This window comes from Dehalobacter sp., from assembly GCF_030063005.1.
GTDB lineage: Bacteria > Bacillota > Desulfitobacteriia > Desulfitobacteriales > Syntrophobotulaceae > Dehalobacter > Dehalobacter restrictus.
This window is the reverse complement of sequence record NZ_JAPDHR010000002.1, coordinates 36756-63282: the sequence shown is the minus strand read 5'-3', so window position 1 is coordinate 63282 and position 26527 is coordinate 36756. Positions and strand designations below refer to the sequence as shown.

Sequence of the window (26527 nt, the reverse complement as noted above, 5' to 3'; positions counted from 1 at the left end):
GAGTAAAGACGCATGAGATTTCTTAGATTCAAGGATGCGGAAAACCAGGTCAGGTACGGCGTATTGACAGGTCAGATGATCCGCTATGTCAAAGGGGATATTTTTGGAGTTTATGAGGCAACGGACCAGATATGTTCGCTGGAAGATGTGCAGCTTCTGGCACCTGTTGAACCGTCCAAGGTATTATGTATCGGATTGAATTACCAGGATCATGCGATTGAATTTGGCAAGCCCATTCCTGCGGAACCTTTGCTGTTTCTTAAGCCTTCTACGAGTGTAATCGGGCCTGAAGAGAATATTGTCTATCCGCCTCAAACGCAAAACCTGCATTATGAAGCGGAGCTGGCAATCGTAATTGGCAAAAAAGCAAAAAATGTGGCGCAAAGCAAAGCCGTTGAATATATCTTTGGTTATACGGTCGGGAACGATGTGACTGCCAGGGATATTCAGCATAAAGACGGTCAATGGTCAAGAGCAAAAGGTTTTGATACATTTTGTCCGCTGGGACCGTGGATTGAGACCGATGTTGCCGATCCTGACAACTTGGCCGTCAAGCTTACCCTGAACGGAGAAGTACGCCAGAAATCCAACACAAAGAACCTGGTTTTCAGATGCTTTGAGCTTGTGGAATATCTGTCGGCAATCATGACTTTGCTGCCCGGTGACGTTATTTTGACCGGAACACCTGGCGGAATTGGAGCAATGAATCCTGGAGATAGGGTAGAAGCTGATATTGAGAAGATCGGTGTGTTAAGAAATTATGTAATATAAATAACTATACTAAGTTAATAATTGTAATTATTATAAATAACTGTTGCATAATCATATCGGATCGTTTAAAATCTTTTTAGGTCCTCAAAATATAAGATCAATTCATATGGAATACTTTCTGATGTTTTACATGCATTTTAGAGTTGACTAAGTACAAGGGCCAGTCTAATCAGAGAGGAGTTATGGGATGAAAGATTTAAAAGGTTCAAAGACAGAAAAGAACTTAATGGAGGCTTTTGCCGGAGAATCACAGGCGAGAAACAAATATACCTATTTCGCATCTGCCGCTAAAAAAGAGGGTTACGAGCAGATTGCCGCCATCTTCTTAGAAACAGCAGAAAATGAAAAAGAACATGCGAAGATTTGGTTTAAGAAGCTCCAGGGGATTGGCTGCACGACAGAAAATCTTGTTGCAGCTGCCGCAGGGGAAAGAGAAGAATGGACCAGTATGTACGCCAGAATGGCGCAAGAGGCCAGAGAAGAAGGATTTGGAGACATTGCCGCATTATTCGAAGGCGTTGGGAAAATAGAAAAAGAACATGAGGAAAGGTACAAGCAGCTGCTGTCGAATCTTCAGAACAAGGAGATATTTGCCAAAAAGCAAAATACGACCTGGAAATGCCGTAATTGCGGACATATTCATGTCGGGACTGAAGCACCTGAGACCTGCCCGGTCTGCGATCATCCGCAAGCGTACTTTGAAGTGATTGCACAGAACTATTAATTGTTGTAGCTGTAACTAAATTCAGTATTATGGAAGGCGTCACAATTGTGACGTTTTTCTTATTTCTGGGACAGTGTAGATTTACACGGATACTTCGCGAACACGTTTTCGCAGCATAACAGCCCAGTGAACTGTTATGGAAAAAATCCTCGCTAATATTCCAAGACCTCTGGGCTTTCAGCAAGTTAACCTATGATACCAGTCTGGGGCCACAGTCCCGCTGTGAGCGGAGTACGATACGAAGCGAGGCTTTTTGTATTGTGCCATCCGTGGTACGCGGCTATTGTGGCCCTCAGACTTACCCAAACATAATGGTATTGTAATCACACGGCTTTAAACGCTTCTTCTTTATTTTCCTTTTCCTTGAGTTTATGATAGAGCGCAGGATACAATTCCTCAATGCACTCGGGGCAAATGGTATGGGTGAATTCAGAGCCGGTTTGCTGGAATAGGTATTCCTCAATCGTGATCCAGCTTTCTTCCTCGGTATTAATTTTTTTGCAGCTTGAACACATCGGGATAAGCTGATTCATAGAATCGTAGGCTTCCTTCATACGGGTATAGGTCAAACTGTTGTTGATGGCCATACCGATGTAGGTTCCTACCATTTCGAGGTAAAGAATCATATCAAGATAAAACGGCGCTGACTTGCACAACAACTGAATCAGACCGATACAGTTATCCCTGGCCATGATACGAATCAAAGCCACAGATTTAAAGCCAGCCGCAATACAATGTTTATCCTTGGTTTTAAGGACCGAAGGCAGATCATTGGCCCAGAAGCTTCCCTGAGAAGTGAAAAAAGGAATGTTCCTGTCTGCTTTTCCCTGGATAACATCCATGCAGATACACTTTGTAGACCAGAATTCATCCTGAGAAAGCTTCAGGATTTTGAGTTCAGGGTTTACGGAACACAGGGGTGGTTCTTCAGAAATCTGCATCTCAGGCAGGCCTTCACAGGCATAAAAGGGATAATCTTTGCCATCATATATGCGAATACCGATAGCGTCACAATTAGTGATCTGCTTTAAATGCTTCATAACCGCAATGATTGAGTCTTTCAAATTGATATAATTATTCAGTTCGGAGAGTATTTTTTTTGTCATAATTTCTCTGTCAAGAATCTTTAATAATTCGCTTACCTGGGTTTTCGACATAAATGATACCTCCTTTTCGACTCCATATTGGTATCTTTATCTTATTACAAAAGGTGTAAATAATTTAGTATAATTTGTAAAATTGTAAAAAACAATAAAAGAAAGGAGATAGGCAGTCGAAGCAGTCGAAACTTATATCATACCTGTTCTGACAAAACTTTTGAAATTGATATCTGAAGCCTTTTGCTTAAGTCAAAAGTAGCGTTTCTTACTCGGTGCAGATCTCGATAAATTTGGCGTTGACGCCGGGAATTGAGTTCAAATCACCGGCAAAGGATTCCGACTCTTCGGGAGTGCCGGAAAGCTGAAGAATGATTAGCCCTGAGTCCGAACATACATTACCGGCCTCATGAAGACCCAGTCTCACGGTGATCATACAACCATATTTTGTCAAGACGCCCTGTACTTCGGCAGCATTTTTTGCCCTGTGGTTAACAGCTATAGCCATAAGCTTAAAACAAGACATTTGTTCAGCCTCCTTTGTCATAGAAAAATAGAGTTCTCCATTATATTTGAAGATATATTCTTGGAAGGCGTAATGATTTCCTTCTTTCACATGAACGATTTAACCGAATGACCAAAGTAATTTTGATTTATAATAATTATCAATAAGTATGCTGTTGAAAAAATAATAGAAATATTATAAACTAGGTGTTAAGAGAAAATAACAAATCAATAAAATGTGAATTCTTGGAAGTGGATATCAAGACAAAGATATGAGGTGATTTCTATAAAAGCAATTCAAATTAAGGAAAATGTCTACTGGGTAGGTGGAATTGACTGGAACATCAGAAATTTTCATGGGTATCTGACCCAAAGGGGGAGTACATATAATGCTTATCTGATCATTGATGAGAAGATTACGTTAATTGACACGGTAAAGCATTACCTATTTGACGAAATGCTGGAACGGATTTCGGATGTGATTGATCCGGCAGATATTGATTACGTTATTTCCAATCATGTTGAGCAGGACCATTCAGGAAGCTTGCCGGAAATTATGGAGATTGCCACTAAGGCAACCCTGGTCACATCCCCCAATGGGGAAAAGGGGCTCAAGGCACATTTCCGGGAAGATTGGAACTATCGGATTGTCAAATCAGGAGATGTCCTGAATATCGGCAAGAGGAATCTAACTTTTGTCCAGACCCCAATGGTACACTGGCCGGATAATATGGTGACCTACCTTGAGGAAGATAAAATTCTGTTCTCGAATGATGCTTTCGGCCAGCATATTGCTTCAACCGAGAGATTTGATGATGAGCTCCCGCTCGGGGTTATCCTGGAAGAAGCCAGGAAATATTACGCGAATATTGTCCTGCCGTACGGCGGTCAGGTTCAAAAAGCTTTAGGAACCTTAGGCGGACTGGATGTCGAGGTAATTGCGACCAGCCATGGGCTGATCTGGCGCTCCAACATCCCGGCAATTCTCAACGAATATCAAAAATGGTCCACGAATGCCACGGAAAAAAAGGTTGTGATTGTCTATGACACGATGTGGAACGCAACGGAGATTATTGCGGAGAGCATCAGCGATGCATTTGAGAAAAAGGGCTATAACGTCCGGTTCATGGATCTAAAAAATAACCATATTTCAGATATTATGACTGAAGTGATCACAGCAAAATATATCTGCGTCGGCTCACCGACTCTGAATAATAACCTGATGCCAAGTGTAGCCAGTTTCTTAACCTATCTGAAGGGTCTGGCTCCGAAGGACAGAATTGGACTGGCTTTCGGTTCTTATGGCTGGAGCGGCCAGAGTATCGGACAAGTCGAGCAGTATCTGAAGGACTGCGGTTTTGAAACCCTGGAAAATATCAGGATTCAATACATTCCGGAAGAGGATCAACTGGAAGAAATGAAAGAGAAGTTGGAGGGAAATATCCTATGACGAATTTAAGAGAGATCTACAAGTGCAACGTCTGTGGCAATGTTGTGGAGATTGTTCACACAGGGGCTCCAGCCTTGGTATGCTGTGGCCAGCCCATGGAAAAGCTTGAGGGACGTTCGGAAGATATGGGTTTGGAAAAACACCTTCCGATAGTTCAGCCAACAGAAAAGGGCATCAAAGTAACGGTTGGCAGTATTGAGCACCCCATGGAAGAAAAACATTTTATTCAGTTTATCGAAGTTCTGACCGCAGATAAAGTCTGCCGTGTAGAGCTTAAACCTGGTCAGAAGCCTGAGGCTTCTTTCCCAGTAGATATCGCAGCCGTTCTCGAGGTCAGGGAATACTGCAATCTGCATGGGCTCTGGAAAACAAAATAGACCTACGGTTTATTATTCTTAATAGTTGATGATGTGATCATAGGAGAGGGATGGTATAATAAAGACTGAGATTACCATCTCTTTTTTGTTTCAGTTGATCAAATTGAAAATAAATTGTACACTTATGAATTTTTCGGAATGATATTTTGTTTTTACGAGACTTTAACAATTTGAGAAAAAGCCTGTATTTGGGCCTTTATTTTTATAAGTTGAGTGTCGGATACTTCTGGCACGCATCTTGCAATAATTCTCTGGTGAGAATTTAAATTCATTTTCATTTATATATAGAGGAGGTAGACAATGTTAATTAACTACGCAGGGATCGCAGTAATTTTAGCGTGGGGAATTGTATTCCCAGTAATTCTGCTGGTGGTTCAGAGGCTGCTCTGTCCTAGCAATCCAACCAAGGCAAAATTGTTGACTTACGAGTGTGGCCTTGATACCCAGGGGGATACGTGGATTCGTTTTAAAATTAGTTACTTTATGTATGCTTTAATTTTTGTGGTTTTTGATGTTGAAACAATTTTCCTCTATCCTTGGGCCATGTTGTTCCAAAATTTGGGCTTGTTTGCCATTGTTGAGATGGTGATCTTTATTGCAATTCTCATCCTTGGATTTGCCTATGCCTGGAAGGAAGGTGCTCTGGAATGGATGTAGTCAAGAAAAACTATAAAGTTGAAGTGCCGGAATATGAGATGCCAAACAATATTATCATGTGCAAGATCGAAGATGCGTTAAACTGGTGCCGCTCCCGGTCCTTCTGGCCGCTGACGTTCGGTTTGGCCTGCTGTGCGTTTGAAATGATGGCGGCTGGAGATGCCCGCTATGACATCGCGCGTTTCGGGTCCGAAGTATTCAGACCTTCGCCGCGTCAGTGCGACCTTCTGATTATCGCGGGGACAGTCACGAAAAAAATGGAACCGATTGTTGCCCGACTGTATGAACAAATGGCCGAACCGAAATACGTGCTGGCAATGGGCAGTTGCGCAATCAGCGGCGGTCCGTTCAAAGACTCCTATAGTGTTGTGAAAGGAGCCGATACGTTCTTGCCGGTAGATGTCTACGTACCGGGCTGTCCGCCGAGACCCGAAGCACTGTTCTACGGACTTCTCGAGCTGCGGAAAAAAGTGACGAATCCCAGAAAGTTCGCTGAGAACAACAAGGAGAGGATCATGCAGAATGGATAAGAAGATGGATCGTCAAGCACTGGTTGCCTTCCTTAATGAGAAGATGGATGCTCAAGCAGAAGTCTTTGAGGACAATACGGAAGGTTCCATAAAAGTATCCCGCTTGAAGCTTGTGGAGACCATGCAGGAACTTAGGGAAAATCCACAGTACAAATTCGATGTTCTGATGAATCTAAGCTCTGTGGATTATCCGGAAAACTTCACGGTGATCTATCACCTGTTTTCGATTGAGCATAAGCACTATTTGACTGTTAAAGTGGAAATAACCAAAGAGAATCCCTGCTGGGTACCGTCGGTCAGTTCCGTCTGGAAAGCGGCTCAGGTACACGAAAGGGAAGTTTTCGATTTGATGGGGATTCTATTTAATGATCATCCTGATCTCAGAAGGATTCTGCTGCCGGAGGACTTTGCCGGACATCCTTTGCGCAAAGATTTTACGCAGCAGGCTGATTAAACACCAAAATGCGAAACAGAATTTGAGGTGTAAGAATGAATGACATAAGAACCCAGGAGATGAACTTAAACTTTGGTCCTCAGCACCCCAGTACGCACGGGGTGTATCGCGGAGTGTTCACAATGGAGGGCGAATATATCACCAAGTGCGTGAACCATATCGGTTATCTTCATCGCGGCATTGAAAAAATGGCGGAGTCCCGTACCTATACCCAGTTTATTCCGTACAACGGACGGTTGGACTATGTTTCAGGCATGTTGAATGAAGAGGCTTATGTCCGTACGGTGGAAAAATTGATGGGTATTTCCGATCAGGTTCCCGAACGGGCCGAATATATCCGGGTGATTATGGCTGAACTTCAGCGTATCGCCAGCCACTTGGTGTTTTATTCCTCGATGGCGCTGGACATGGCCGGTTTCACACCTTGGACCTACGGGTTCCGCGAGAGAGACACGATTTTGGATTTATTTGAAATGGCAGCCGGCAGCCGCATGATGCCGAATTATATGCGGTTTGGTGGCGTTGCAGCGGATCTAAACGAAGAATTTATGCCTGCCCTGCGCAAATTGCTCGATATCATGCCTAAATGCATGGAAGAGTACCACGGTATATTAACCGGCAATGAGATCTTCCAGGCCCGTACAAAGGGGGTTGCCTCGCTTTCCCGCGAAAAAGCTTTGAATTACGGGATATCCGGTCCTTCGGCCAGGGCTTCAGGCATTGATTATGATCTGCGTCGGGACGAGCCATATGGGATCTATGACCGTTTTAAATTCAATGTGCCGGTCCGTCAGACTGGGGACACGTTTGATCGTTATATCGTTCGTATGGACGAGATGGCTGAAAGCGTCAAAATTCTGGAACAGGCTTATAGAGAACTTCCGGAAGGTCCGGTTTTGGCCAAGGTCCCGAAAATAATTAAACCTCCTGCCGGAGAAGTCTATCACCGTATCGAGCATTCCAAAGGGCATCTTGGTTTCCATATTGTGAGTGACGGTACAGCCAAACCTTACCGTTTAAGGATTTGTTCTCCCTGTTTTGTAAATGTGGCAGTTTTTGAAGAAATGGCTGTCGGTTTGCATCTGCAGGATGCAGTCGTTGCCTTTGCTTCCTTAGACATTGTGTTGGGAGAAATTGATCGCTAACAGACAGAAACAAGAATTCAGAAGATGGAGGAAAATATGGTACTATTTCTTGTTTGGGTCGATATGTTCAGACAGTGGCTTGTTGGGATTGGAATACCGGCATTGCCTGCTGAAATATTGATTAAAACCATTCTGGTTTTAATTGTCATTATCTTTGTGCTAACGAACCTGATTGTTCTGGTCTGGCTGGAACGTAAGTTTGCTGCTTTTTACGCTGACCGCGTTGGCCCCAACCGCCTTGGACCTGCAGGTTTTCTGCAGTTCCCAGTTGATATTGTCAAAATGCTCGGGAAAGAGGATATCATTCCCGAAAACGTGGACAGACCGGTATTTAAGATTGCCAGTATCTGCGCATTCCTTACAGCAATTATGGGCTGGGCCGTTATTCCTCTCGGCAAAGGTATGATCCTGGAAGATTTGAATGTCGGACTATTGTACTTTATTGCGATCGGTTCTACAGGAACGATTGCCTTTGTCATGGCCGGTTTTGCTTCCAATAATAAATACGCGCTGCTCGGCGGCATGAGAACGGCTGCTCAGATGATCAGCTATGAAATTCCGCTGGCCTTTTCTTTGCTCGGCATCGTCATGATCACCGGAAGCTTAAGCCTTACCGAGATTGTCGATGCCCAGAAAAACGTCTGGTTTATCTTCCCACAGATTCTCGCCTTCTTCGCTTATTTTGTTTGTTCCATCGCGGAAACAAACCGTGGACCGTTCGACTTGGCGGAAGGGGAGCAGGAGTTGGTTGCGGGATATTTCGTTGAGTATTCGGGTATCCGCTATGCGTTGTTTATGGTCGCTGAATATACCCATCTGGTTGCGGTCTCGGCGATTGCAGCGGTTGTGTTCCTCGGCGGCTGGAATGCACCGTTTGGCTTGACCTTCATACCGGGATTCATCTGGATGATGTTTAAAATTTACTTGATGATTTTCCTGTTCATGTGGGTCAGATGGACATTTGTCAGGGTAAAGGTCGAGCATTTGATGCATATTGGCTGGAAATTCCTGATTCCGCTTACGTTATTCAATATTGTGATCACCGGCATTGGCGTTTACGTCTACCGGATGATTGCAGGTTAAGGTGGTGAAATCGTGTACGGACAAGGACTTTTAAAAGGCTTAAGAATATCAATCAGACACTTTTTTAAGAAGAAAGTCACGGAGATGTACCCGGAGCAAAAGCCTAACCTGCCGAAGCGCTCCCGGGGATGGTTTGAACTGACCCCGGATAAATGTACGGCATGCGGACTTTGCGTCAACGCTTGTCCCAACGGGATTATCTCCATTGAAAGCTATAAGGATGAGAACAACAAAAGAAAGCTGGTTCAGTATCGTATGCTGATGGAAAGCTGTATTTTCTGCGGGTTTTGTGTTGAGGCCTGTCCTCAAGATGCTTTGTACAATACGCAAGCTTTTGAACAGACGGTCTTCTTCCGGGAAGATCTTAACAGAATCCTCTATAAAGCCGAGCCTCAGTCGGTTCAGGCTGAAAGGAGTGAAGCGTGATGGGCTTTACAGTGATGTTTTACGTAATTGCCATCGTTACCCTCGGTTCGGCACTTATGATGGTCATCAGCAAAAATATCTTTCACAGTGCGCTTTTAATGCTGGTAGCATTCTTGGGTATTTCGGGGGTTTTTGTTCTGCTGCATGCTGATTTTCTGGCCGCCACCCAGGTTCTGATTTATGCCGGGGCGATTACGATCTTTGTTGTTTTCGCGATCATGTTTACCATGCGCGGGGATATGAAAACGACAAACTTGTTCTCCAGGAACCTGATTCCGGGAGCGCTGCTCTCGCTGATCATGATCGTCGTGAATGCAGTCATGGTGCTGACAACGAAGTGGCCGCTGAAGGCTACGACAGCTCCGGAGTCAACAGCGAAGGAAATTGCTAATCTGATGCTGACAAAATACGTCGTTGCGTTTGAAGTGACCGCAGTACTGTTGCTGGTGGCCATGCTCGGCGCGATTGTTATCGTGAAAGAGGTGAAAAAGTCCTCATGAGTAGTATCATCGACTTTTTATTCAATATTGGATTGCCGCATTTTCTGATTCTTAGCGGAACTCTTTTCTTCATCGGGCTTTTCAGTGTTCTGGCCAAAAGAAACCTGATTGCGATCCTCATGGGAATGGAAATCATGCTGAGTTCAGTCAACATCAACCTTGTTGCATTTAACAGATATACCACCGCTCCGGCTCTGCACGGCCACGTCTTCGCGCTTTTTGTGATCGCCTTGGCAGCAGCGGAAGTATCGGTAGGCTTGGCCTTGATTATCTCTGTCTACCGCCAGCACAAGTCAGTTGAAGCGGATGATATCGATTCAATGAAATGGTAGTCTTAATTCAAGATAAAGGCAGGTGTAATTTACTATAATGATTGATTTTGCTTTGAATAACGCCTGGTTGATTCCGTTGTTGCCAGCGTTGGCCTTTGCTCTGATCGTCTTTGTGACGAAACCCTCGCAAAAGCTAAGCGCTTTCATTTCCATTCTGGGCATCCTTGTATCGTTTGTACTGTCGGTTGCTATTGGAATAGGCGTACTTCAACGCGGCGAATTCTTAATAGAACATCCTTTAAAAGTCGTTGTTCCTTGGTTCAGTATGCATGGGCTCACGATCGACGTAGGAACGCAGATCGATCCTACATCGGCCATGATGCTTTTCGTAGTGACGTTGGTCGCGTCTTTGGTCCAGATTTATTCTCTCGGCTATATGCACGGAGATCCTGGATTTTCCCGTTTTTATTCCTACCTTTCGCTCTTTGCCGCCTCGATGCTGGGGTTGGTCATTGCGCCGAACCTTCTGCAAATGTTTGTGTTCTGGGAACTGGTCGGCCTGTGTTCCTATCTGCTGATTGGTTTCTGGTACGAGAAGAATTCCGCGCGTGAAGCAGCAAAAAAGGCGTTCATTACCTGCCGGGCAGGGGACTTCGGCCTGCTTCTGGGGATTATTCTTCTGCAAGTCAACTTCGGGACCCTTGACCTGCAGGAACTCGCTGAAATGATCCCGAATTTTGCGCAGTACACCACCCTCTCGGCTGGTGCGCTGACGGCAATCGCGATCGTGCTGTTCCTCGGACCTATGGCCAAATCCGGTCAGTTCCCGTTCCATGTTTGGCTTCCCGACGCCATGGAAGGCCCTACTCCGGTCAGTGCACTGATCCATGCGGCTACCATGGTTGTGGCAGGGGTCTATCTGGTTGGCAGAACGCTTACGCTGTTCATTACGCTTCCTACGGCAATGGTTTTTGTGGCGATTATCGGCGGTTTCACCGCAATCTTTGCGGCCTCTATTGCCTTAACGCAGACCGAGATGAAAAAGATCCTGGCTTACTCAACGGTTTCCCAGCTCGGCTACATGATGCTGGCCCTTGGAGCAGGAAGCCTTACCGCCAGTATGTTTCATTTGTTCACCCACGCTTTCTTCAAAGCGTTGCTCTTCCTTTGCGCAGGCGCTGTGCTTCATGCGATGCACAATGAAGCCAGCATTGCGAAATACGGCGGTTTGAAAAAATACATGCCGGTTACTTATTGGACCATGCTGGTTGGCTGCCTGGCCATTTCCGGTATCTTTCCGTTTGCCGGCTTCTTCAGTAAGGACCTGATCCTGGAAGTCACCTATGCTGCTTCATCATTATCGGGACATGCTGCCGGTCCGTTTCAGGGCGTCTACACGGTCCTGTTTATTCTGGCAGCGTTGACAGCCCTAATGACGGCATTTTATATGTTCAGGATGTTCTTCATCTGCTTCCACGGTGAACTCAGAAGCCACGATGCGCATCCGCATGAAGCACCGAAGACCATGACGATCCCGCTCATCATTCTTGCTGTGTTTTCGCTGGCCGGCGGCTGGGTAGGCTGGCCGGGACTTGGGGAAGGACATGCTTTTGGTTACTTTGTCCGGTTGGGCCATTTCCACGAGGTGGAAGCAAACTGGTTCCTGATCATCCTGTCAACAGCGTTAGCGTTGATCGGAATTGGAACGGCTGCGCTGTTCTATCTGAAGAAGACATTCTCAGCTGAAGCCGTTGCCCAAAAGATCCCGTTCCTGTATAAGCTTTCGCTTAATAAATACTATATTGATGAGTTTTACCTCTGGGTCATTAATCACATCATTGATGGGTTCGGACGGATTTTGTGGTGGGTTGATGTGGTTATCGTCGACGGTATTGTCAATGGTCTTGCGAAGCTTACCCGGGATTCAGGTGATGCTGCCCGTAGAGTCAATACCGGCAACCTTCAGCACTATGCAATGGTCTTCTTTGTTGGTGTGATCGTCCTGATCATGATTTTAACAACTGCAGACTTAGGTCAACTGAATATCGGGCTGCTGGGAGGTGTCAAGTAATGAATTTTCCTGTCTTAACCACCATTTTACTGGCACCGATCATCGGTGCGCTGATCAGTGTCTTTATACCGAAAGAAAGATCCGGCGCGATCAAAGCCGTTGCCGGCATCGCGACGTTCATTTCCCTTGCCCTGTCCATTTTTGTGTATTATATTTATTACACGCAGAACTTGGCTGTCGGTGGGTTCGCCTTTACGGAAGATATTCCGTTTGTGACGGACTTGGGTGTTGTTTATTCGCTTGGGGTTGACGGCCTGAGCCTGCCTCTCCTGCTGCTGACCAACGTCATTGGCTTTTCAGCAGTGTTTTCCCGTTCCTGGAGTATCGAGAAAAGAGCCAAAGAGTTCTATATCCTGCTGCTGATCCTGATTGCCGGTGTCATGGGAACTTTTATTGCCAGGGACCTGTTTATCTTCTTCTTGTTCTATGAAGTGGTGGTCATTCCGATTTACATCATGGTGATCATCTGGGGAAGCGGCAGCAAAACAAAAGATGTCAACAAAGAATACGCCGGTATGAAACTGACGATCTATCTACTGATCGGAAGCGCCTTCCTTCTGGCCGGATTGATTTGGATGTATGTATTGGCCGGCAATATGCTTGGAACGCCGACCTTTGATATTGAAAAGCTCGCCACGCTGAACTTCTCCAGAAACCTTCAGATTGCGATCTTTGGCTTGATGGCGCTTGGCTTCACGTCCCTGATCTCCATGTTTCCGTTTCACTCTTGGTCACCGGACGGATATGCCGGTGCGCCGACTGCGGTTTCCATGATTCACGCCGGTGTTCTGAAAAAGATTGGCGGCTATGGTCTTATCCGGATCGGTATCTTTATCTTCCCGCTCGGTGCTAAATTCTGGGCGCCGCTGATTGCAATCCTGGCTGTCTGCAACGTGCTGTACGCGGCGTTCATCAGCCTGGCCCAAAAAGACATGAAATATGTCGTCGGATATTCCAGCGTGAGCCATATGGGTTTCGTACTGATCGGTATCGCATCGCTTAATGTGATTGGTCTGAACGGTGCGGTTGCCAATATGTTCGCGCATGGCATCATGGCGGCCCTGTTCTTCTCGGTCGTCGGCTATATCTATGCTGAAACGAAAACTAGGCATATCCCTGATCTCGGAGGGGTCGCACATCAGATGCCGCGTCTAGCCGGTGTGTTCCTAGTAGCGACGATGGCTTCGGCCGGACTGCCGGGCTTAATTACGTTTGTTCCTGAGTTTACCGTATTTATGGGTGCTTTTAGCGAACCGGCCATCAGGATTCCTGCGATTCTGGCCCTGACGGGAATTATTATTGGAGCCGTCTATGTCCTCAGAATGGCAGCCAATGTACTGTTTGGACCACGCAAGACAGAATGGGACGGAAAAATAGATATCAAAGGCTCCTATATGATTCCGGTCATCGTTCTGGTCGCGTTCACTGTCATCTTCGGTTTATTCCCATCCTTGCTGATGGATATGGTCAATTCAGGGATAACGCCTATTGCTGAAAGACTGGTCGAGGCTAGCTCCCAGATAGGAGGTAACCTGTAATGAATATAAACTTTTCTTTATTTACCATTGAAATTGCAACGGCACTCCTTGGACTGGTAGTTCTGGCCATTGGCCTGTTCCTGTCCAAAGAAAAACGGCATAGACTTGGTTACGTCATTGCCGTGGGACTTGCGGTGATCCTCGTATACAGTTTCGGAAGCTATGGACAGAATACCAGTGTGATGGACGGCATGTTCATCGTCGATGATTTTGCCGTGTTCTTTAAACAGCTGTTCCTGATAGCTGCCGTTCTGGTCATCCTGACCTCCACGGTGTATGTCAGGAAAATGGGCGGCAACTATGAGTTCTATATCATCACCCTCGTTGCTGCGCTGGGCATGATGGTGCTGGTTTCCGCCGGAGACCTGCTGACACTTTATGTCGCGCTGGAAACCATGACAATTTCATTCTACATCCTGGCAGGCTACAAGACCGATCTGAAGTCCTCTGAAGCCGGGGTCAAATACCTGATTCTCGGTGCCGTTTCCTCCGGAATCCTGCTGTACGGTTTAAGCCTGGTCTATGGCATGACTGGTACGTTTGTGATCCGTGATATTGCTGAAAGCATTAAGCAGATGGATGGATTGTCACCGGCGATTCTCGTCGGAATCATCTTCCTGCTGTCAGGACTTGGCTTTAAAGTTTCGCTGGTGCCTTTCCATATGTGGTCACCGGATGTCTACGAAGGTGCGCCGACACCTGTCACCACCTTCCTCGCCACCGGTTCCAAAGCGGCTTCTTTTGCAGCGTTGGCCCGTATCCTGATTGAAGCACTGCCAAGCTACAGCGGACAATGGACGTATATCCTGGCGATTATGGCTGCGATGACGATGGTCATCGGAAACATTGCTGCCATCCCGCAGACCAATATCAAGAGAATGCTTGCGTACTCAAGTATCGCGCAGGCCGGCTATATTATCACGGGAATTATCGCCATAAGTTCCGCTGGGATCAAAGCAGTTGCGTTCTATTCGATGGTGTATGTGTTTGCGACGATCGGTGCTTTTGCGGTTGTCATCACATTCTCCCAGAATACGGGGAGTGAAGAGATTAAAGATTATGCAGGGCTTGCCCAGCGTTCACCGTTTATGGCCGCCGTGCTGACGGTATGTCTCCTGTCGATGGCAGGGATACCGCCTCTCGCCGGTTTTGTCGGCAAACTTTATTTGTTTTCTTCGATCGTTAACCAGGGCTATTTATGGCTCGTCATTCTCGGTCTGGTCATGAGCATGGTTTCCGTCTATTACTATTTGCTCGTGGTTAAAGCCATGTATATGAACGATCCTGTCTCCAGCACACCAATCAAGGTTCCGGTCGGAACCAATGTTACCCTACTGCTGATTCTGGTCCTCACGCTGGTTCTCGGTGTCTATGCCGAGCCACTGTCAGTGCTGGCAAATATGGCTGGAAATGCGATGTTTCCTTTCTGATGTAAATGAAGGCATCAAAGGAGTATTATCGATGATATTCATCTTGGATAATTATGATTCATTCACATACAATCTGTACCAGTATTTTGGAGAGCTCGGGGAGGAAGTACTCGCTCGGCGTCCTGAGGAGTGTACGATCGCCTGGATCCAGCAGCTGGAACCGGAGCTTATTGTGATTTCTCCGGGTCCCTGCTCACCGAATGAATCGGTCTTTGCGCTGGAAGTCATTCGGCATTTCCAGGGGAAAATTCCGCTGCTGGGCATTTGCCTTGGCCATCAGGCGATCGGGCAGGTTTTTGAGGCTGAGGTTGTCCGGGCCAAGACGCCGGTTCATGGCAAAATATCGAGCATCATGCATGATCAATCCGGCGTATTCCGGGATATTGCCAGCCCCTTTACGGTAACCCGCTACCATTCTCTGGCCCTGCGCAGAAACAGTATACCTGCTGACTTTATTATTTCCGCGGAAACAGAAGACGGTCAGGTGATGGGGATCCGTCACCGCTATTTGCCGATTGAAGGAGTACAGTTCCATCCGGAGGCTATTCTTACAGAAAACGGTCATCAAATGCTGCGGAACGCAGTACAGGATGCCCGCAGGTGGCTTAGTGAACACGGCAAATCAAAGATGATTCAAGCGTTAAAAGCATCTGTAATACCACAAACAATTCAGAAACCAGGAATACCAGGATCAGTAAAGACATTGGAAACACCAGAATTAGAAATATCAGAAACCCAGGAAACGCCTGATGAAGATGAAATCAAGCAGAATATCTGGCAAGTTAGGCCTTTTATCACAGATCTGAAGCCGTTCGAGATGCTTCAGGTGTTTAAAAATGCCAGAGATCCTTTCTTCTTGGACAGTGGGGACGGTTATACCGAACTTGGGAAGTATTCTTATTTTGGGGCGGATCCTTTCTTAAAGATCAGCGCTCATAGATATCAGTATAGCATCGCAAAGAGCTGCAAAGACGAGGAACTGATCGCTTACTCCGCACCGCAGTACAGCCTAACAATTTTGAACGACTATGTCTTGAAATATCAGGCTCCTTCCGCGGCACCTTTTCCGTTTGCCGGAGGGGCTGTCGGATACTTCAGCTACGATCTGAAAAATGAGATTGAAGAATTGCCTGTACGGGTCAAAGATGACCTTGGGATGCCGCTCTGGCGGCTGGCCTGGTATGACGGGATTGTTGTCTACGAACACGCAACGGGAACTTACAGTCTGACGGCCTGCGGCATGACGGATCAGGGCTGCTGCGACCCCTCTCTCGCGCAGGAAAGGCTTGATAAACTGGAGAAGCTCCTCCGGCACTATGTAGAGGAACAATATTTGGCTAATGGTTCAGCAGAGCACCCCTGCACAGGAAATGAATTAGCTGTTTTCGGTATTTCCTTTGCCGAAGTTCATAAAGCTGTCTCCCAGGAACAATATTACAGGGATCTGCAGCGGGTCATTGATTACATTTATGCCGGTGATATCTATCAGGCGAATCTGGCTCAGATGTTCAGTGTCAGGTATGAAGGAGACCCCTGGGATTTGTATAAGCAGCTTCATCACAAGAATTCTGCTCCATTTGCTGCGTTCTTGCCGTATCCCGATTTTCAGATCCTGTCATCCTCTCCGGAACGGTTTATTAAGATTACACCGGACGGAAATATTGAAACGCGCCCAATCAAGGGAACCCGGCCAAGGGGAAAAACGCCGGAGGAAGACCAAAGACTTGCAGACAAGCTGGTTAACAGTGAAAAAGACAGGGCTGAACTTACGATGATCATCGATCTCGAACGCAATGACCTTGGAAGGATCTGTGAGTTTGGATCAGTGCTTACCACAGAACTGCTGACCCTGGAAAAATATTCGACTGTTTGGCACCTCGTTGCCACAGTCGTTGGGAAACTCAAGAAATCCTTAAAACCGGAAGAACTGATCAAAGCCATTTTCCCGGGCGGCTCGATCACCGGTGCGCCCAAAATCAGAGCGATGGAAATCATTGATGAGCTTGAACCGTATAATAGGGGTATTTACACCGGGAGCATCGGCTATATCGGCTTCGATGGGGCCTGGGATTTAAATATTGTGATCCGGACCATTCTGCTGAAAGAGAAAACGGCGTATCTTCATGCCGGGGGAGGGATTGTTGCCGATTCGATCCCCCAAAAAGAATATGAAGAAACAATCCATAAAGCGGGAAGGCTTCTGGAAGTTTTGGGGGTTAAGCTTGATGGGAAATCAAAACAGTAAATGCGGAAGCTTCGATAAAATCGAGCGTATCGGGGTTTTTGAAACGATAAAGGTTACTGCCGACGGGATCGTCGTACCTGGATTGCATTGGGAGAGGATGAGCAAGGGCGGTAAGCTTCTTGGAATCACCATTCCCGCTTATGATGAATGGCTGAATGAGATCGAGACTTACCTAAGAGAAACAGAAATCGAGCAGCTGCCAGTTGCTTTGAGAGCAGAAATCAGGAAAGATCCGAGTCTGATTTCCGATCAAAGCCAAAATCATAATCATAATAACCAGTGGCTTTTCAGCACTAGAGCAGTCTCCTATACTCGTGAACAATATGAAGAGGGTGTCCGGGTCCTGTTTATGCCGGAGCACCGGTCTGACCCTATACCGCTCAACTACATTAAATCCGCAGATTTTCTGGATACTGCCGCTGCCCTGCGCGCGGTGCAGGGCAGCGGTGCGTTTGAAGGGATCTGGTTGAACAGCAGGGGCCAGATAATGGAGGGGACTAGAAGCAATATTTTCTTTGTAAAGGATGGGCATCTTTATACGCCTTCCCTGGAAAGCGGCTGCCTGGCCGGTATCAGAAGAAGGATCGTGATAGAAAAAGCCCTTGAGCTGACCATACCGTTCAGTGAAGGCGTTTATTATCCTGAAGACTTATTGAATGCTGATGAAGTTTTCCTTACCAATTCCCTGATGGACGTCATGCCGGTAAGAGAACTGGAAGAAAAAGTATTTCGGCTTGATGGAACACTTGGGCGTCGGCTGTCCTTGCCTATTTGAACTGAAAAGACTCGTAGTGAAAATATCCGATACGCAGTCCGCAGGTCTTTAATTCTCTTTCCAGTTTGATCCTCAACGGTTCCGGACCGCAGAAATAGACATCAACAGTTTCGGTCTTGGGTACCGCTTCGCAAATATCTTCGGCACCCAGAAACCCTTTCGTCTGGAGATCGTGCAAATGCACGCGAATACCACTCCCGGCTGCAAGGGTTTTTATTTCATCCAAATAGGGTCCTTCGGCTTCATTGTTATAACAGTAAAACAGGTCAATGGAATATTGCGGAGGGATCGCAGACTGGTAGAAACTGCGAAATGGCGTAATGCCGATTCCGCCGGCCAGCCAGACCTGACGGTTTGATCCAGCCTTATAATCGAAGCGGCCGTGGGGGGAGGTTACGGCAAAAGTATCTCCCTCCTGAACGCTTTCCAGTAAAGCAGAGGTGTGATCTCCCAAAGCCTTGATCGCAAACTGTATCTCATTCTTTCGGAAAGACTGGCTTATCGTGAACGGATGAGAAGGAAATTTTTTACCTTCCTCGGTAAACTTGATAAAAGTAAATTGTCCTTCCTTATAGCGGATTCCTTTTTTAAAGGCTTTGCCGGTAATTTCAAGAGTATTTTTGGCGACCGTGCGGATGTTCGTTACGACATAGCGGGATTGAAATGCTGTTCTTTCATAAAATCCTATACTGTAGATTGCCGAAGTCAGACCGACCAGATTAACCAGATTCAGCCACAGCCCCAGGGCGCTTAAGCCTGTAACGGCATAGTCCGAGCTGCCGTAATAATGAATGATTCCGATCATATAAGGAATAAAAAAGAGCTTGTGAATATTCTTCCATTTTTCATAATTCATTTTCCAGGCGAACAGCGCAAGCAAGATTAAGACGATAAAAAGCAGCATGCTCAGGTTGGCGATCCCGGAAAAAAGCTCCGCCCCATTTTCCACTCCTGGTGGCGGACCATTCAAACCATGTGGACCCGGTCCCAAATTCACCCTGTTCTCCCCATAATGATTACCCTTACCTGCGTCGAGCGTAAATCGATGCACGAAGATCAAAAGAACACTCGTGATACTTAAAACTTTATGGTAAAGGTAACTTTTGTCCAGGCCATGGAACAGGGAGTCCAGCAGCGGATGACGTGTTGAAATAAAATTGACCCAGGCAAAGCAAACTAGCATGAGCGAAGCAGCCATCTCGGAGTATTGTCTGACCGGGGCAACATTCCTTAATGGTTCGCTGACTGACCAGAAGATAAAGGTCAGGATCAAAGTAAGCAGAATGAACAGGGGGCCTTGACGTTTACGCATGTTTTCATCCTCCGAGTGTAATAGAATAGTAAAGGAATAAAGCAATCATACTATAGTGCTGCTATAGTATGATGAGGTAATATATTCCACACAGACCTGCTTTTTTCCTTTAAGCGCTATTGGATACAGTGTATCACATCTGCAATTCTCCGTCAGAATGAAGTGTTTATCAAAAAATAGTTCCGGAATCATAATTTTTAATTATCTAACTCTAGCGAAAACTAGGATTATTCAGTATAATGATATTCATGTGAATTGAATAATTGTTTTTTGTTTTGAAACAGTGGGGATGTAGCTCAGCTGGGAGAGCGCTTGCTTCGCATGTAAGAGGTCGTGGGTTCGAATCCCATCATCTCCACCACCCAAATGTCAAGCCCGAGACAAAAAGAAATTTGTCTCGGGCTTGACTATTTTCATGCTCATTTGCCCTTGTACTCAAATAACGACAAAATCAGTTGCTCCAATCGCCTGACCCAGCAGAAATAAGATTGCCGAAGCTGGAAACCATCCATTGAATCTCGATCCTGTTATCGGGATGTACCAACACCTTGTCAATCAGAAGATCGACCAGCTCCTGCCCCAGCTCATCTGATTCCAATGCCTCCCGTGCCGCCTTTATGGAAGCTGCGCTGGGGGCTGTTTTTTCTTCCTGTTCGCAGATCACCTCATATACATCTCGTTGCCGAGCAAGGTCTGCATCCAAAGCCGCCTTGCGTTCTTTGTATTCCTCCGGACGGATGTCCCCAAGCACCAGGCTTTCATAAAGCCTCTGTTTTTCGTCTTGTAGTTCCTGCAAGCCGCGTTCACACTCTAGTTGCCGCTTGGAGCGATGGCTATGGGTGTCATCGTGTGCGGCGTTCAAAACAATCCTCGCCTGACGAATCACGCTCTCCCGCACCACGCCCTGAAGTTCTTGGTTCAGAATGCGGAGCCTGTGGCAAGCGATGTCGGGTGCTGAGCGGGTGAACCAGCAGTGGAAAGCCGCATTTTTTGTATTGCTGAGTCGCATGGTATGTCCACAAGTGCCGCAGACCACTTTCCCTTTGAGCGGTGAGGAAGCCGAAGGGTATCGCTCCGATGTACCAACCTTCCGGTTGCGCAGCGGCTCGCCCTTGGTGCGAAACTGTTCTTGCACCGCATCAAATAGTTCCTGTGAGATGATCGCGGGATGATGATCCGGTATCCTGATCCAGTCTTCCTTGGCATTTTTCGCGCGGTTAGGATTGCCCACCTCCACGGTTCTGGTCTTACCCGCTGTGTAGAAACCAATATACTGCTCATTCTGCAAAATACTTCGAATGACGGATTTCTGCCAAACACAGCGGTATTCTTCTGCCTCGGCGGTTTGCCGTCGAGGCTTTTTCCAGGCGGCAGGTGTGGGATGGTTTTCCTCATAAAGCCGCCCCTCGATAGCGGAAAGGCTCTTACCTTCGGCATACATCTCAAAGATCATGCGTACCGATTCTGCGGCTTCCTCATCGATAATCATCTTGCGGCTTTCATCCAGCCTGTACCCAAAGGCGCAGTTTTTGGTCACGGCCTCACCTCGTCGAGCCTTTTCCCGCTTCGCACTACTTATCTTCCTTGACAGGTCATGGCTGTAGTATTCGCTCATCAGGAACTTGAATGCCACCTCCATGCCACCAGTATCACCATCATGTTGGGCGGAATCGTAGTGATCGGACACCGAAATAAAACGCACTCGATACAGCGGAAACACCCGTTCGATGAAGTAGCCGGTTTCGATGGCATTGCGTCCGAAGCGACTGAAATCCTTTACCAAAATACAGCCTACACTACCATCCTTCACCAGCTCAAGTAGTTCCTGCACAGCAGGGCGCTCGAAGTTCAGACCGGAAAAGCCGTTATCCACAAACTCCCGCACCGGCCCAGTCAAGTCAGAATCGGCGATGTGCTTATCCAGCAGGAGCCGCTGATGCCCAAGACTCATGCTGTCGGTCTGCGCATCGTCCAGCGAAAGCCGGATGTATTTTGCGATGATCGGTTCAGCCAACGCGCTTCACCTCCCGGAATTCGTCTTTGAAACGTAGGAGGATTTCAAAACTCTTGTCCCTCTGCACCTGTATTCTTTCCACCAAACAGTTGATGGCGTCTGCATTTAATTCCTTGCTGGAAAGTGCATCCGAGGCCGCATCCGCGAAACCCCGATAAGATTCCTGTTCGGTAGCTCGTTCCCTCCGCTGAGTGCGGATCTGATCCGCTCGCTTGGACAGAGCCGTAATCTTACCCTCATAATCGGTTTTCATGGCGGTGAACTCTTCGGCATTAATCAGCCCGGCCACCATATTTTCATACAGGCTTTTGAGGAAGTGCCCACTGGAAGCAAGCTTCCGGTTGATCTCCATTAGTTCGGTCTCGGCGGCGGCATTTTTCACTGGCGTCACGCGCTCTATGCGGATATGCCTACCCAGGATTGCTTCGACATGCTTTCGGAGCAGGGCAAATACCTCAACTTTGATTTCCTCCTCCTTCACCGACACCTGGTAGCATGCGCCCTTGTGGTATTTCCACTGGGATTCACAGCGGTACCAGTAAGTGCCATCCTTGTTTTGACGGTGGCGGTGCATGGGATGGCCGCAGTGGGCGCAAAACACTTTGCCTTTGAATATATGGGGTGAATATGAACTCGCGGCACTGCGCACGGCTTCGTCCTTTTCCGATGTCTGGCGAAGAACATCCTGCAAACGCTCAAACAACTCGCGGGAAACAACAGGTTCATGGGTGTTGGGCACGCAAATCCATTCATCACGCGGAACAGAAACCCCCTTCCCATTTACTGTTTGGCTTTTCCCCTGCGCCATATCGCCCACATAGACTCGGTCTCTGAGAATATCCGTGACCGTGCGCTTCTGCCAAAAGGGCTTGCCCAGCAGTCTTTTGTTTGTAATCAGGCCTTTTTCCCATTTGTAATGGCTAGGCGGGAGCACACTCTGCTCGTTGAGTTCCCGTATAATTTCTCCAACGCCCATACCACCGGCAGCCCAGTCAAATATCTGCCGCACGATTGCGGCGGCCTCCTCGTCAATGACCAGGCGATGACAATCCACGGGCGACTTGGCAAAACCGTAGGGAGCCATCCGCCCAACAAACCGCCCGTCCTGAATATTTTGCCGTTGCACCGAGCGGCATTTGCGGCTGATGTCCAGGGCATAGGATTCCGCGATGATATTCTTGAGCGGCAGCAACACGCCTCCATCTCCTTCGAGGGAATCAATGGAATCGGTGACAGCGATGAAGCGCACGCCCAGGGCAGGCAGGTGCTTTTCAATGTAATAGCCGCAGTCGATGGCGTTGCGGCCAAAGCGGGAGAGATCTTTTACAATGATGCAGTTAATCCTGCCGCTTTCTACATCCTCCAGCATACGCATAAAGGCGGGGCGCTCAAAATTCGTGCCGGTGGCCTGGTTATCGATGTAGATATCGGCAAGGCGAATATCCGGTGATGCTGCGATGAAGTTCTCAATGATATCCTGCTGGTTATATAGGGAATCACCCGGCTTCCGTTTGGCGTCGCTGGAGAGACGAATGTAAGCGGCGGCGTTGTAAACAACATCTTGTTCCTGCACTGCGGGAGTCTCTACGGAACCCTTTCTGCTTTTCCGTGCCATTACGCCACCTCCCGTTGCAGGAGCGCAAGCGCCTGTTCGTATTCCGCCTGATAGTTGAAGGTGATATCCAGCTCCGTCTTACTGAGCACGCGGATGCTGCGCACCAGATTGACCATCGTGCGACGATCCAATTCCTCCAGCCCTTCGAACTTGCGGAAATGCTCCATCCAGCGCAGGCGCTCGGCTTTGCCATCCAAGGCGTTATTTCGTTCAGTTTCCAAGCCCGCAATGGCATCCCGTAGGCGGGTTTCATCGGCGGCATATTTGGCTTTCAGCGTTTTATAGTCGTCTTTGCTCAGCAGGCCGCTGACCATATTTTCGTACAGAGAGGACTTGAAATTGCTGATTTTTGTAAGCTGTCGCTCGTTGTCCTCAATCTGATGCCCAAGCTGACGTGCCAGCGCCTGTGCCGCCTTGCGCCCGTCGCTGACTGTCAGCACCGATTCCAGCGATACGATCCCGGCGATATGCCCCTTGATGCTCTCCAGCACGCACTGAATCAGGTCTTGCTCCCGGAGCATGCCTGCGCCGCTACAGCCTTGCTTTTTGCCGGTCGGGCAGTAATAATAATTGTATACTTGCCCTTTGTAGCGGTTGGTTTTGCGGGTCATCCTGCCTCCGCAGCATCCGCAGATGAGGACGCCGGAAAACAGGTAAACCTTGTCGCCGCCCGGTGCGGTGCGGGTATCCAGTTGCATAATCCGCTGAGCTAGGTCAAAATCTTGAGGACTGACAATGGCCTCGTGGGCGTTCTCGGTTCGCTTCCATTCCGGTTCTGGTTTATCGATCACATCTTTGATCTTGTAATTGAGAGTACCGCGCCGACCCTGAATTAGGGTGCCCATATAGGTCTCATCGTTCAGAATACGGAAGATAGCGGTGGCAGACCATTTCGCGTCCGGTTTATCGGCAAAACCGCCCTTGGGATGGGGCAAGCCCCGGTCGCGCTTGTACTCCATGGGCGACAGCACACCCAGGCTGTTCAGCGTCTCGGCAATCTTGAGCGCGCTCATGCCGTCGATCTTCATGCGGAAGATGTCCCGCACGATGGAAGCGGGGTATTCGTCGATGGCAAGCTGATTTTTGTGTTCCTCACAGCGGCGATAGCCATAAATGGGGCATGCGCCCACATAGTCGCCGTTATCCCGCTTGACGTTCAGCGCCGACCGGGTCTTGACCGAGATATCACGGCTATATGCGTCGTTGATGATGGATTTTACACCCACCACTAAATCGTCCGCGTCATCCCGCAGCGAGTCAATGTTGTCGTTGAGTGCGATAAAACGGACATTATAGGCTGGGAATATGCGGCGTAGATAGCGCCCGGTTTCGATGTATTCCCGCCCGAGTCTGGAAAGGTCTTTCACGATGACACAGTTGATTTCCCCGGCCTCGATCTCGGCCATCATCTCCTTGAACGCTTTACGGTCGAAAATAATGCCAGAAACGCCATCGTCCACCTTTTCAGACACCGCTTCGATATCAGGCTGGGTGGCGATGAAGCTGTCTAAGAGCTTTCGCTGATTCTCCACGCTGTTGGATTCGCCGTCTTTATCATCGGCGTAGGAAAGGCGGATATATTTTGCTGCTCTGTATTTTGTTTCAGACATAACAAATCACTCCTTTTTTCACGGGTTTCGCCGCGAATCAGAAGTGATCAGGAATGGGTCTGCCCCGGTGGATCATTCCCACTGGAGCCTCCAATATGCTCTTTTCCCAGTCCCATGTTAACTCTCTTCGGCGGCGATTACAAGTCATTCTTTCGGGTTTCAGGTGGTTTAGGCGATAATTCTTTGCAGGCATTCTTCCAGCGTGGGACCGTCCTCGGCGAATCGGGCGGTGACCACAAACTTCCCACATCGAAAATGATATGGGTCTTTGATCTGCCGTACAAACTCATTAATGCGTTCCTGCTTGGGCAAATCCTTATCTACGCACACATCGCGGATATCAACCAAATCCTGTGGATTCAGGCTGTTATTCATAAGAAAATTCCTCCCCAATTATTTGAAGTAGGTGAGCGGCTTGCGATCCGCCATAAACTGCCGAACGGCCTCAACACTGGAAGTGACACGGCAGGGCGGTAGAGCGACCAGCATGCGGTCGTGATAGGCGGCACCTTCCCGTGCGCGGGAGTCCAGAATGGCGCAAACACCGGTGTCGGTCTCGGTGCGGATCAGCCGACCAAAGCCCTGTTTCAGCTTGATGAGCATTTCCGGTACAAGCACCCGTGCTTTATACACATCCATATTACTGTAGAGTGTTTGCTCGTAATCGGATATGGGGTCGGGTGCGGCAAAGGGCAACTTGACGATAGTGATACGCTTGCCGCGATTACCGGAAGCATTGCCGAAGCCGCATGTGGGGTGCCTGATTGGATAAAGGATAAGTCTTTAAGCTATCTCGATGCACCGCTTCGGGAGGTCTATGAGAGATGGTTAGGATAGCGGTATCAGCCACACAGGGCGTGCAAAGTTTTGATACTGCTCTGAATTCCTAAAGTCAATTACGGCTGATACCGCACCGCCTTTAATCGTTATCACAATCTGAACTGCGCCGGGGTGACCGGCTTTATCGGTATAAGCATACTCCTCTAAAATCTCTTGCTCTACAGCGGTTTGGCTCATGTCAAACCGCTTTCTCTTTTCCACAAAGGTGCTGTGGGTAATCGGCTTGGGCTTTCCTTTCCCATAGGTTTTTTTCGCCATGAACTGCTCACTTAGCAATGCAGCCATGCCGCCCTTAAATTGATACTGCATCAAATTGTTCAAGCGGATGCCGAAGTTTCTTCCCATTTGCAGATGAACAAGGATATCGTTCCTGCAGATATATTCTGTTGTCGTTAAGGAAATATCGTGTTTTGTATTCGGATCATGGTACATATCTATATCAACTCGGTAAGTCACAACAATCGTCATAAGCGCTCTCTTTTCTTCCCCATAGTCCTTTTTTGAATTCGTCACAGACGAATGCATATGGTTTCGATTATACCGAATCACTCAACCTTCGTCAATGGCGAATACACTAACTTTCGTCTGCTATCTATAATAAATGGTGGACGGAGGTGAAGCGTTTGACAGAAGTTCAGATAAAGGAAATGGCCGCACGCATTAAGGCCCGCCGTGAAGCACTGGGGTTTACGCAGGAAAGCTTTTGCGAAGCGATAGACTTATCAGCAAGTTCCTATACGAAAATTGAAAACGCATTTCAAAAGCCAGCGCTTGATACCTTGATTAGGATTGCCAAGCGCCTTGATTTATCGTTAGACTATATTGTGTTCGGGTCTAAGGAATATAAACCGAGAGAGGTTCGTGACACGGATATTCTAAATTCGATACTGGAGTCCGCTGATAGCGATGCTTTGCAGAGCGTTAGCACGCTCCTTGTGAAAATGGCGAAAATCAAGGGGAAATGAGTTGCTGTGTCTAAAACGCCCAATTTAGGCTAACTTCTTGGGGTGCCCCAAAGTTGATGGTTACAAGCTTTCAAGCTTGCAAGCTTGCAAGCAAGGCATGGTCGCGCGCACAGCGCACTTCC

The 26527-nt window shown here is 47.6% G+C and carries 27 protein-coding genes and 1 tRNA gene; 19 read left to right on the top strand and 9 right to left on the bottom strand.

Annotation, left to right across the window (positions count from 1 at the left end):
• Positions 1-12: 12 nt before the first annotated feature.
• Together OKX56_RS00990 and rbr are read left to right on the top strand one after the other, a co-directional pair.
• Complete coding sequence (locus OKX56_RS00990; RefSeq protein ID WP_019225109.1) at positions 13-771, top strand: fumarylacetoacetate hydrolase family protein; 759 nt, start codon at positions 13-15, stop codon at positions 769-771.
• A 187-nt stretch (positions 772-958) separates the two neighbouring features.
• Positions 959-1495, top strand: coding sequence for a rubrerythrin (rbr, locus tag OKX56_RS00985; protein ID WP_019225110.1), 537 nt, complete (start codon positions 959-961; stop codon positions 1493-1495).
• A 323-nt stretch (positions 1496-1818) separates the two neighbouring features.
• Here rbr and OKX56_RS00980 read toward each other — a convergent pair whose 3' ends face one another.
• Positions 1819-2652 carry a GAF domain-containing protein gene (locus OKX56_RS00980; protein ID WP_025205346.1) on the bottom strand — a complete coding sequence of 278 codons (834 nt, stop codon included), beginning with the start codon at positions 2650-2652 and terminating at the stop codon, positions 1819-1821.
• Between the two features lie 208 nt (positions 2653-2860).
• Complete coding sequence (locus tag OKX56_RS00975; protein ID WP_019225112.1) at positions 2861-3118, bottom strand: CPF_0552 family protein; 258 nt, start codon at positions 3116-3118, stop codon at positions 2861-2863.
• A 255-nt stretch (positions 3119-3373) separates the two neighbouring features.
• Between OKX56_RS00975 and OKX56_RS00970 the strand changes: the two genes are divergently transcribed.
• The 15 genes from OKX56_RS00970 (at position 3374) to OKX56_RS00900 (ending at position 18049) form a co-directional block, all read left to right on the top strand.
• Positions 3374-4546 carry an FprA family A-type flavoprotein gene (locus OKX56_RS00970; RefSeq protein ID WP_019225113.1) on the top strand — a complete coding sequence of 391 codons (1173 nt, stop codon included), beginning with the start codon at positions 3374-3376 and terminating at the stop codon, positions 4544-4546.
• Complete coding sequence (locus tag OKX56_RS00965; protein ID WP_019225114.1) at positions 4543-4923, top strand: desulfoferrodoxin; 381 nt, start codon at positions 4543-4545, stop codon at positions 4921-4923. Before OKX56_RS00970 ends, OKX56_RS00965 begins: the two co-directional genes overlap by 4 nt.
• Before the next feature lie 300 nt (positions 4924-5223).
• Positions 5224-5580 (top strand): NADH-quinone oxidoreductase subunit A, encoded by a 357-nt coding sequence (locus OKX56_RS00960; RefSeq protein ID WP_019225115.1) that lies wholly within the window; start codon positions 5224-5226, stop codon positions 5578-5580.
• Complete coding sequence (locus OKX56_RS00955) at positions 5571-6110, top strand: NADH-quinone oxidoreductase subunit B (RefSeq protein WP_019225116.1); 540 nt, start codon at positions 5571-5573, stop codon at positions 6108-6110. The genes OKX56_RS00960 and OKX56_RS00955 overlap by 10 nt, the downstream gene beginning before the upstream one ends.
• Positions 6103-6564, top strand: a complete 462-nt coding sequence (locus tag OKX56_RS00950) for an NADH-quinone oxidoreductase subunit C (protein WP_019225117.1) — start codon at positions 6103-6105, stop codon at positions 6562-6564. Before OKX56_RS00955 ends, OKX56_RS00950 begins: the two co-directional genes overlap by 8 nt.
• A gap of 35 nt (positions 6565-6599) precedes the next feature.
• Positions 6600-7709, top strand: a complete 1110-nt coding sequence (locus tag OKX56_RS00945) for an NADH-quinone oxidoreductase subunit D (RefSeq protein WP_025205348.1) — start codon at positions 6600-6602, stop codon at positions 7707-7709.
• A 36-nt stretch (positions 7710-7745) separates the two neighbouring features.
• Positions 7746-8792 carry an NADH-quinone oxidoreductase subunit NuoH gene (gene nuoH / locus OKX56_RS00940; RefSeq protein ID WP_019225119.1) on the top strand — a complete coding sequence of 349 codons (1047 nt, stop codon included), beginning with the start codon at positions 7746-7748 and terminating at the stop codon, positions 8790-8792.
• Positions 8793-8804: 12 nt separating this feature from the next.
• Positions 8805-9218, top strand: coding sequence for a NuoI/complex I 23 kDa subunit family protein (locus OKX56_RS00935; protein WP_019225120.1), 414 nt, complete (start codon positions 8805-8807; stop codon positions 9216-9218).
• Positions 9218-9718 carry an NADH-quinone oxidoreductase subunit J family protein gene (locus OKX56_RS00930; protein ID WP_019225121.1) on the top strand — a complete coding sequence of 167 codons (501 nt, stop codon included), beginning with the start codon at positions 9218-9220 and terminating at the stop codon, positions 9716-9718. The genes OKX56_RS00935 and OKX56_RS00930 overlap by 1 nt, the downstream gene beginning before the upstream one ends.
• Positions 9715-10050 carry an NADH-quinone oxidoreductase subunit NuoK gene (gene nuoK, locus OKX56_RS00925; protein WP_019225122.1) on the top strand — a complete coding sequence of 112 codons (336 nt, stop codon included), beginning with the start codon at positions 9715-9717 and terminating at the stop codon, positions 10048-10050. The genes OKX56_RS00930 and nuoK overlap by 4 nt, the downstream gene beginning before the upstream one ends.
• A gap of 37 nt (positions 10051-10087) precedes the next feature.
• Entirely contained in the window at positions 10088-12061 is a 1974-nt protein-coding gene (gene nuoL / locus OKX56_RS00920) for an NADH-quinone oxidoreductase subunit L (protein WP_019225123.1), read from the top strand.
• Positions 12061-13599 carry a complex I subunit 4 family protein gene (locus tag OKX56_RS00915; protein ID WP_019225124.1) on the top strand — a complete coding sequence of 513 codons (1539 nt, stop codon included), beginning with the start codon at positions 12061-12063 and terminating at the stop codon, positions 13597-13599. Before nuoL ends, OKX56_RS00915 begins: the two co-directional genes overlap by 1 nt.
• Positions 13599-15029 (top strand): NADH-quinone oxidoreductase subunit N, encoded by a 1431-nt coding sequence (locus OKX56_RS00910; RefSeq protein ID WP_019225125.1) that lies wholly within the window; start codon positions 13599-13601, stop codon positions 15027-15029. The genes OKX56_RS00915 and OKX56_RS00910 overlap by 1 nt, the downstream gene beginning before the upstream one ends.
• A gap of 31 nt (positions 15030-15060) precedes the next feature.
• On the top strand, positions 15061-17274 hold the full coding sequence (gene pabB, locus OKX56_RS00905) for an aminodeoxychorismate synthase component I (protein ID WP_019225126.1): 2214 nt from the start codon (positions 15061-15063) through the stop codon (positions 17272-17274).
• The gene (locus tag OKX56_RS00900) at positions 17255-18049 is read left to right on the top strand and encodes an aminotransferase class IV (protein WP_019225127.1); all 795 of its coding nucleotides are present in this window, start codon (positions 17255-17257) and stop codon (positions 18047-18049) included. Before pabB ends, OKX56_RS00900 begins: the two co-directional genes overlap by 20 nt.
• On the opposite strand, the gene OKX56_RS00895 is transcribed toward OKX56_RS00900, so the two are convergent.
• A complete protein-coding gene (locus OKX56_RS00895) occupies positions 18042-19361 on the bottom strand; it encodes a ferredoxin reductase family protein (protein ID WP_019225128.1) in 1320 nt (439 codons plus the stop codon). The genes OKX56_RS00900 and OKX56_RS00895 overlap by 8 nt on opposite strands.
• A 285-nt stretch (positions 19362-19646) precedes the next feature.
• Between OKX56_RS00895 and OKX56_RS00890 the strand changes: the two genes are divergently transcribed.
• Positions 19647-19722 (top strand) — tRNA-Ala (locus tag OKX56_RS00890).
• Between the two features lie 90 nt (positions 19723-19812).
• Here OKX56_RS00890 and OKX56_RS00885 read toward each other — a convergent pair.
• The 6 genes from OKX56_RS00885 to OKX56_RS00860 all read right to left on the bottom strand — a co-directional run bounded on the left by OKX56_RS00885 (position 19813) and on the right by OKX56_RS00860 (position 25908).
• Positions 19813-21375 carry a recombinase family protein gene (locus tag OKX56_RS00885; RefSeq protein ID WP_287895306.1) on the bottom strand — a complete coding sequence of 521 codons (1563 nt, stop codon included), beginning with the start codon at positions 21373-21375 and terminating at the stop codon, positions 19813-19815.
• Entirely contained in the window at positions 21368-22990 is a 1623-nt protein-coding gene (locus OKX56_RS00880) for a recombinase family protein (RefSeq protein ID WP_287895303.1), read from the bottom strand. Before OKX56_RS00880 ends, OKX56_RS00885 begins: the two co-directional genes overlap by 8 nt.
• Positions 22990-24600, bottom strand: a complete 1611-nt coding sequence (locus OKX56_RS00875) for a recombinase family protein (RefSeq protein ID WP_287895300.1) — start codon at positions 24598-24600, stop codon at positions 22990-22992. Before OKX56_RS00875 ends, OKX56_RS00880 begins: the two co-directional genes overlap by 1 nt.
• Positions 24601-24768: 168 nt before the next feature.
• Positions 24769-24975, bottom strand: coding sequence for a DUF6870 family protein (locus tag OKX56_RS00870; RefSeq protein WP_287895297.1), 207 nt, complete (start codon positions 24973-24975; stop codon positions 24769-24771).
• Between the two features lie 18 nt (positions 24976-24993).
• Positions 24994-25296 (bottom strand): helicase C-terminal domain-containing protein, encoded by a 303-nt coding sequence (locus OKX56_RS14885; RefSeq protein ID WP_353737741.1) that lies wholly within the window; start codon positions 25294-25296, stop codon positions 24994-24996.
• Positions 25297-25428: 132 nt separating this feature from the next.
• Positions 25429-25908 (bottom strand): hypothetical protein, encoded by a 480-nt coding sequence (locus OKX56_RS00860; protein WP_287895293.1) that lies wholly within the window; start codon positions 25906-25908, stop codon positions 25429-25431.
• Between the two features lie 155 nt (positions 25909-26063).
• Here OKX56_RS00860 and OKX56_RS00855 point away from each other — a divergent pair, with 155 nt between their 5' ends.
• Positions 26064-26405 (top strand): helix-turn-helix domain-containing protein, encoded by a 342-nt coding sequence (locus tag OKX56_RS00855; RefSeq protein ID WP_287895291.1) that lies wholly within the window; start codon positions 26064-26066, stop codon positions 26403-26405.
• Positions 26406-26527 lie beyond the last annotated feature (122 nt).

Excerpts from the sequence above, each read along its gene's own strand:
- OKX56_RS00990 (WP_019225109.1), top strand. The coding sequence starts at position 13 with ATGAGATTTCTTAGATTCAAGGATGCGGAAAACCAGGTCAGGTACGGC.
- rbr (WP_019225110.1), top strand. The coding sequence starts at position 959 with ATGAAAGATTTAAAAGGTTCAAAGACAGAAAAGAACTTAATGGAGGCT.
- OKX56_RS00980 (WP_025205346.1), bottom strand. The coding sequence starts at position 2,652 with ATGTCGAAAACCCAGGTAAGCGAATTATTAAAGATTCTTGACAGAGAA.
- OKX56_RS00975 (WP_019225112.1), bottom strand. The coding sequence starts at position 3,118 with ATGTCTTGTTTTAAGCTTATGGCTATAGCTGTTAACCACAGGGCAAAA.
- OKX56_RS00965 (WP_019225114.1), top strand. The coding sequence starts at position 4,543 with ATGACGAATTTAAGAGAGATCTACAAGTGCAACGTCTGTGGCAATGTT.
- OKX56_RS00960 (WP_019225115.1), top strand. The coding sequence starts at position 5,224 with ATGTTAATTAACTACGCAGGGATCGCAGTAATTTTAGCGTGGGGAATT.
- OKX56_RS00955 (WP_019225116.1), top strand. The coding sequence starts at position 5,571 with ATGGATGTAGTCAAGAAAAACTATAAAGTTGAAGTGCCGGAATATGAG.
- OKX56_RS00950 (WP_019225117.1), top strand. The coding sequence starts at position 6,103 with ATGGATAAGAAGATGGATCGTCAAGCACTGGTTGCCTTCCTTAATGAG.
- OKX56_RS00945 (WP_025205348.1), top strand. The coding sequence starts at position 6,600 with ATGAATGACATAAGAACCCAGGAGATGAACTTAAACTTTGGTCCTCAG.
- nuoH (WP_019225119.1), top strand. The coding sequence starts at position 7,746 with ATGGTACTATTTCTTGTTTGGGTCGATATGTTCAGACAGTGGCTTGTT.
- OKX56_RS00930 (WP_019225121.1), top strand. The coding sequence starts at position 9,218 with ATGGGCTTTACAGTGATGTTTTACGTAATTGCCATCGTTACCCTCGGT.
- nuoK (WP_019225122.1), top strand. The coding sequence starts at position 9,715 with ATGAGTAGTATCATCGACTTTTTATTCAATATTGGATTGCCGCATTTT.
- nuoL (WP_019225123.1), top strand. The coding sequence starts at position 10,088 with ATGATTGATTTTGCTTTGAATAACGCCTGGTTGATTCCGTTGTTGCCA.
- OKX56_RS00915 (WP_019225124.1), top strand. The coding sequence starts at position 12,061 with ATGAATTTTCCTGTCTTAACCACCATTTTACTGGCACCGATCATCGGT.
- OKX56_RS00910 (WP_019225125.1), top strand. The coding sequence starts at position 13,599 with ATGAATATAAACTTTTCTTTATTTACCATTGAAATTGCAACGGCACTC.
- pabB (WP_019225126.1), top strand. The coding sequence starts at position 15,061 with ATGATATTCATCTTGGATAATTATGATTCATTCACATACAATCTGTAC.
- OKX56_RS00900 (WP_019225127.1), top strand. The coding sequence starts at position 17,255 with ATGGGAAATCAAAACAGTAAATGCGGAAGCTTCGATAAAATCGAGCGT.
- OKX56_RS00895 (WP_019225128.1), bottom strand. The coding sequence starts at position 19,361 with ATGCGTAAACGTCAAGGCCCCCTGTTCATTCTGCTTACTTTGATCCTG.
- OKX56_RS00880 (WP_287895303.1), bottom strand. The coding sequence starts at position 22,990 with ATGGCACGGAAAAGCAGAAAGGGTTCCGTAGAGACTCCCGCAGTGCAG.
- OKX56_RS00875 (WP_287895300.1), bottom strand. The coding sequence starts at position 24,600 with ATGTCTGAAACAAAATACAGAGCAGCAAAATATATCCGCCTTTCCTAC.
- OKX56_RS00870 (WP_287895297.1), bottom strand. The coding sequence starts at position 24,975 with ATGAATAACAGCCTGAATCCACAGGATTTGGTTGATATCCGCGATGTG.
- OKX56_RS00860 (WP_287895293.1), bottom strand. The coding sequence starts at position 25,908 with ATGACGATTGTTGTGACTTACCGAGTTGATATAGATATGTACCATGAT.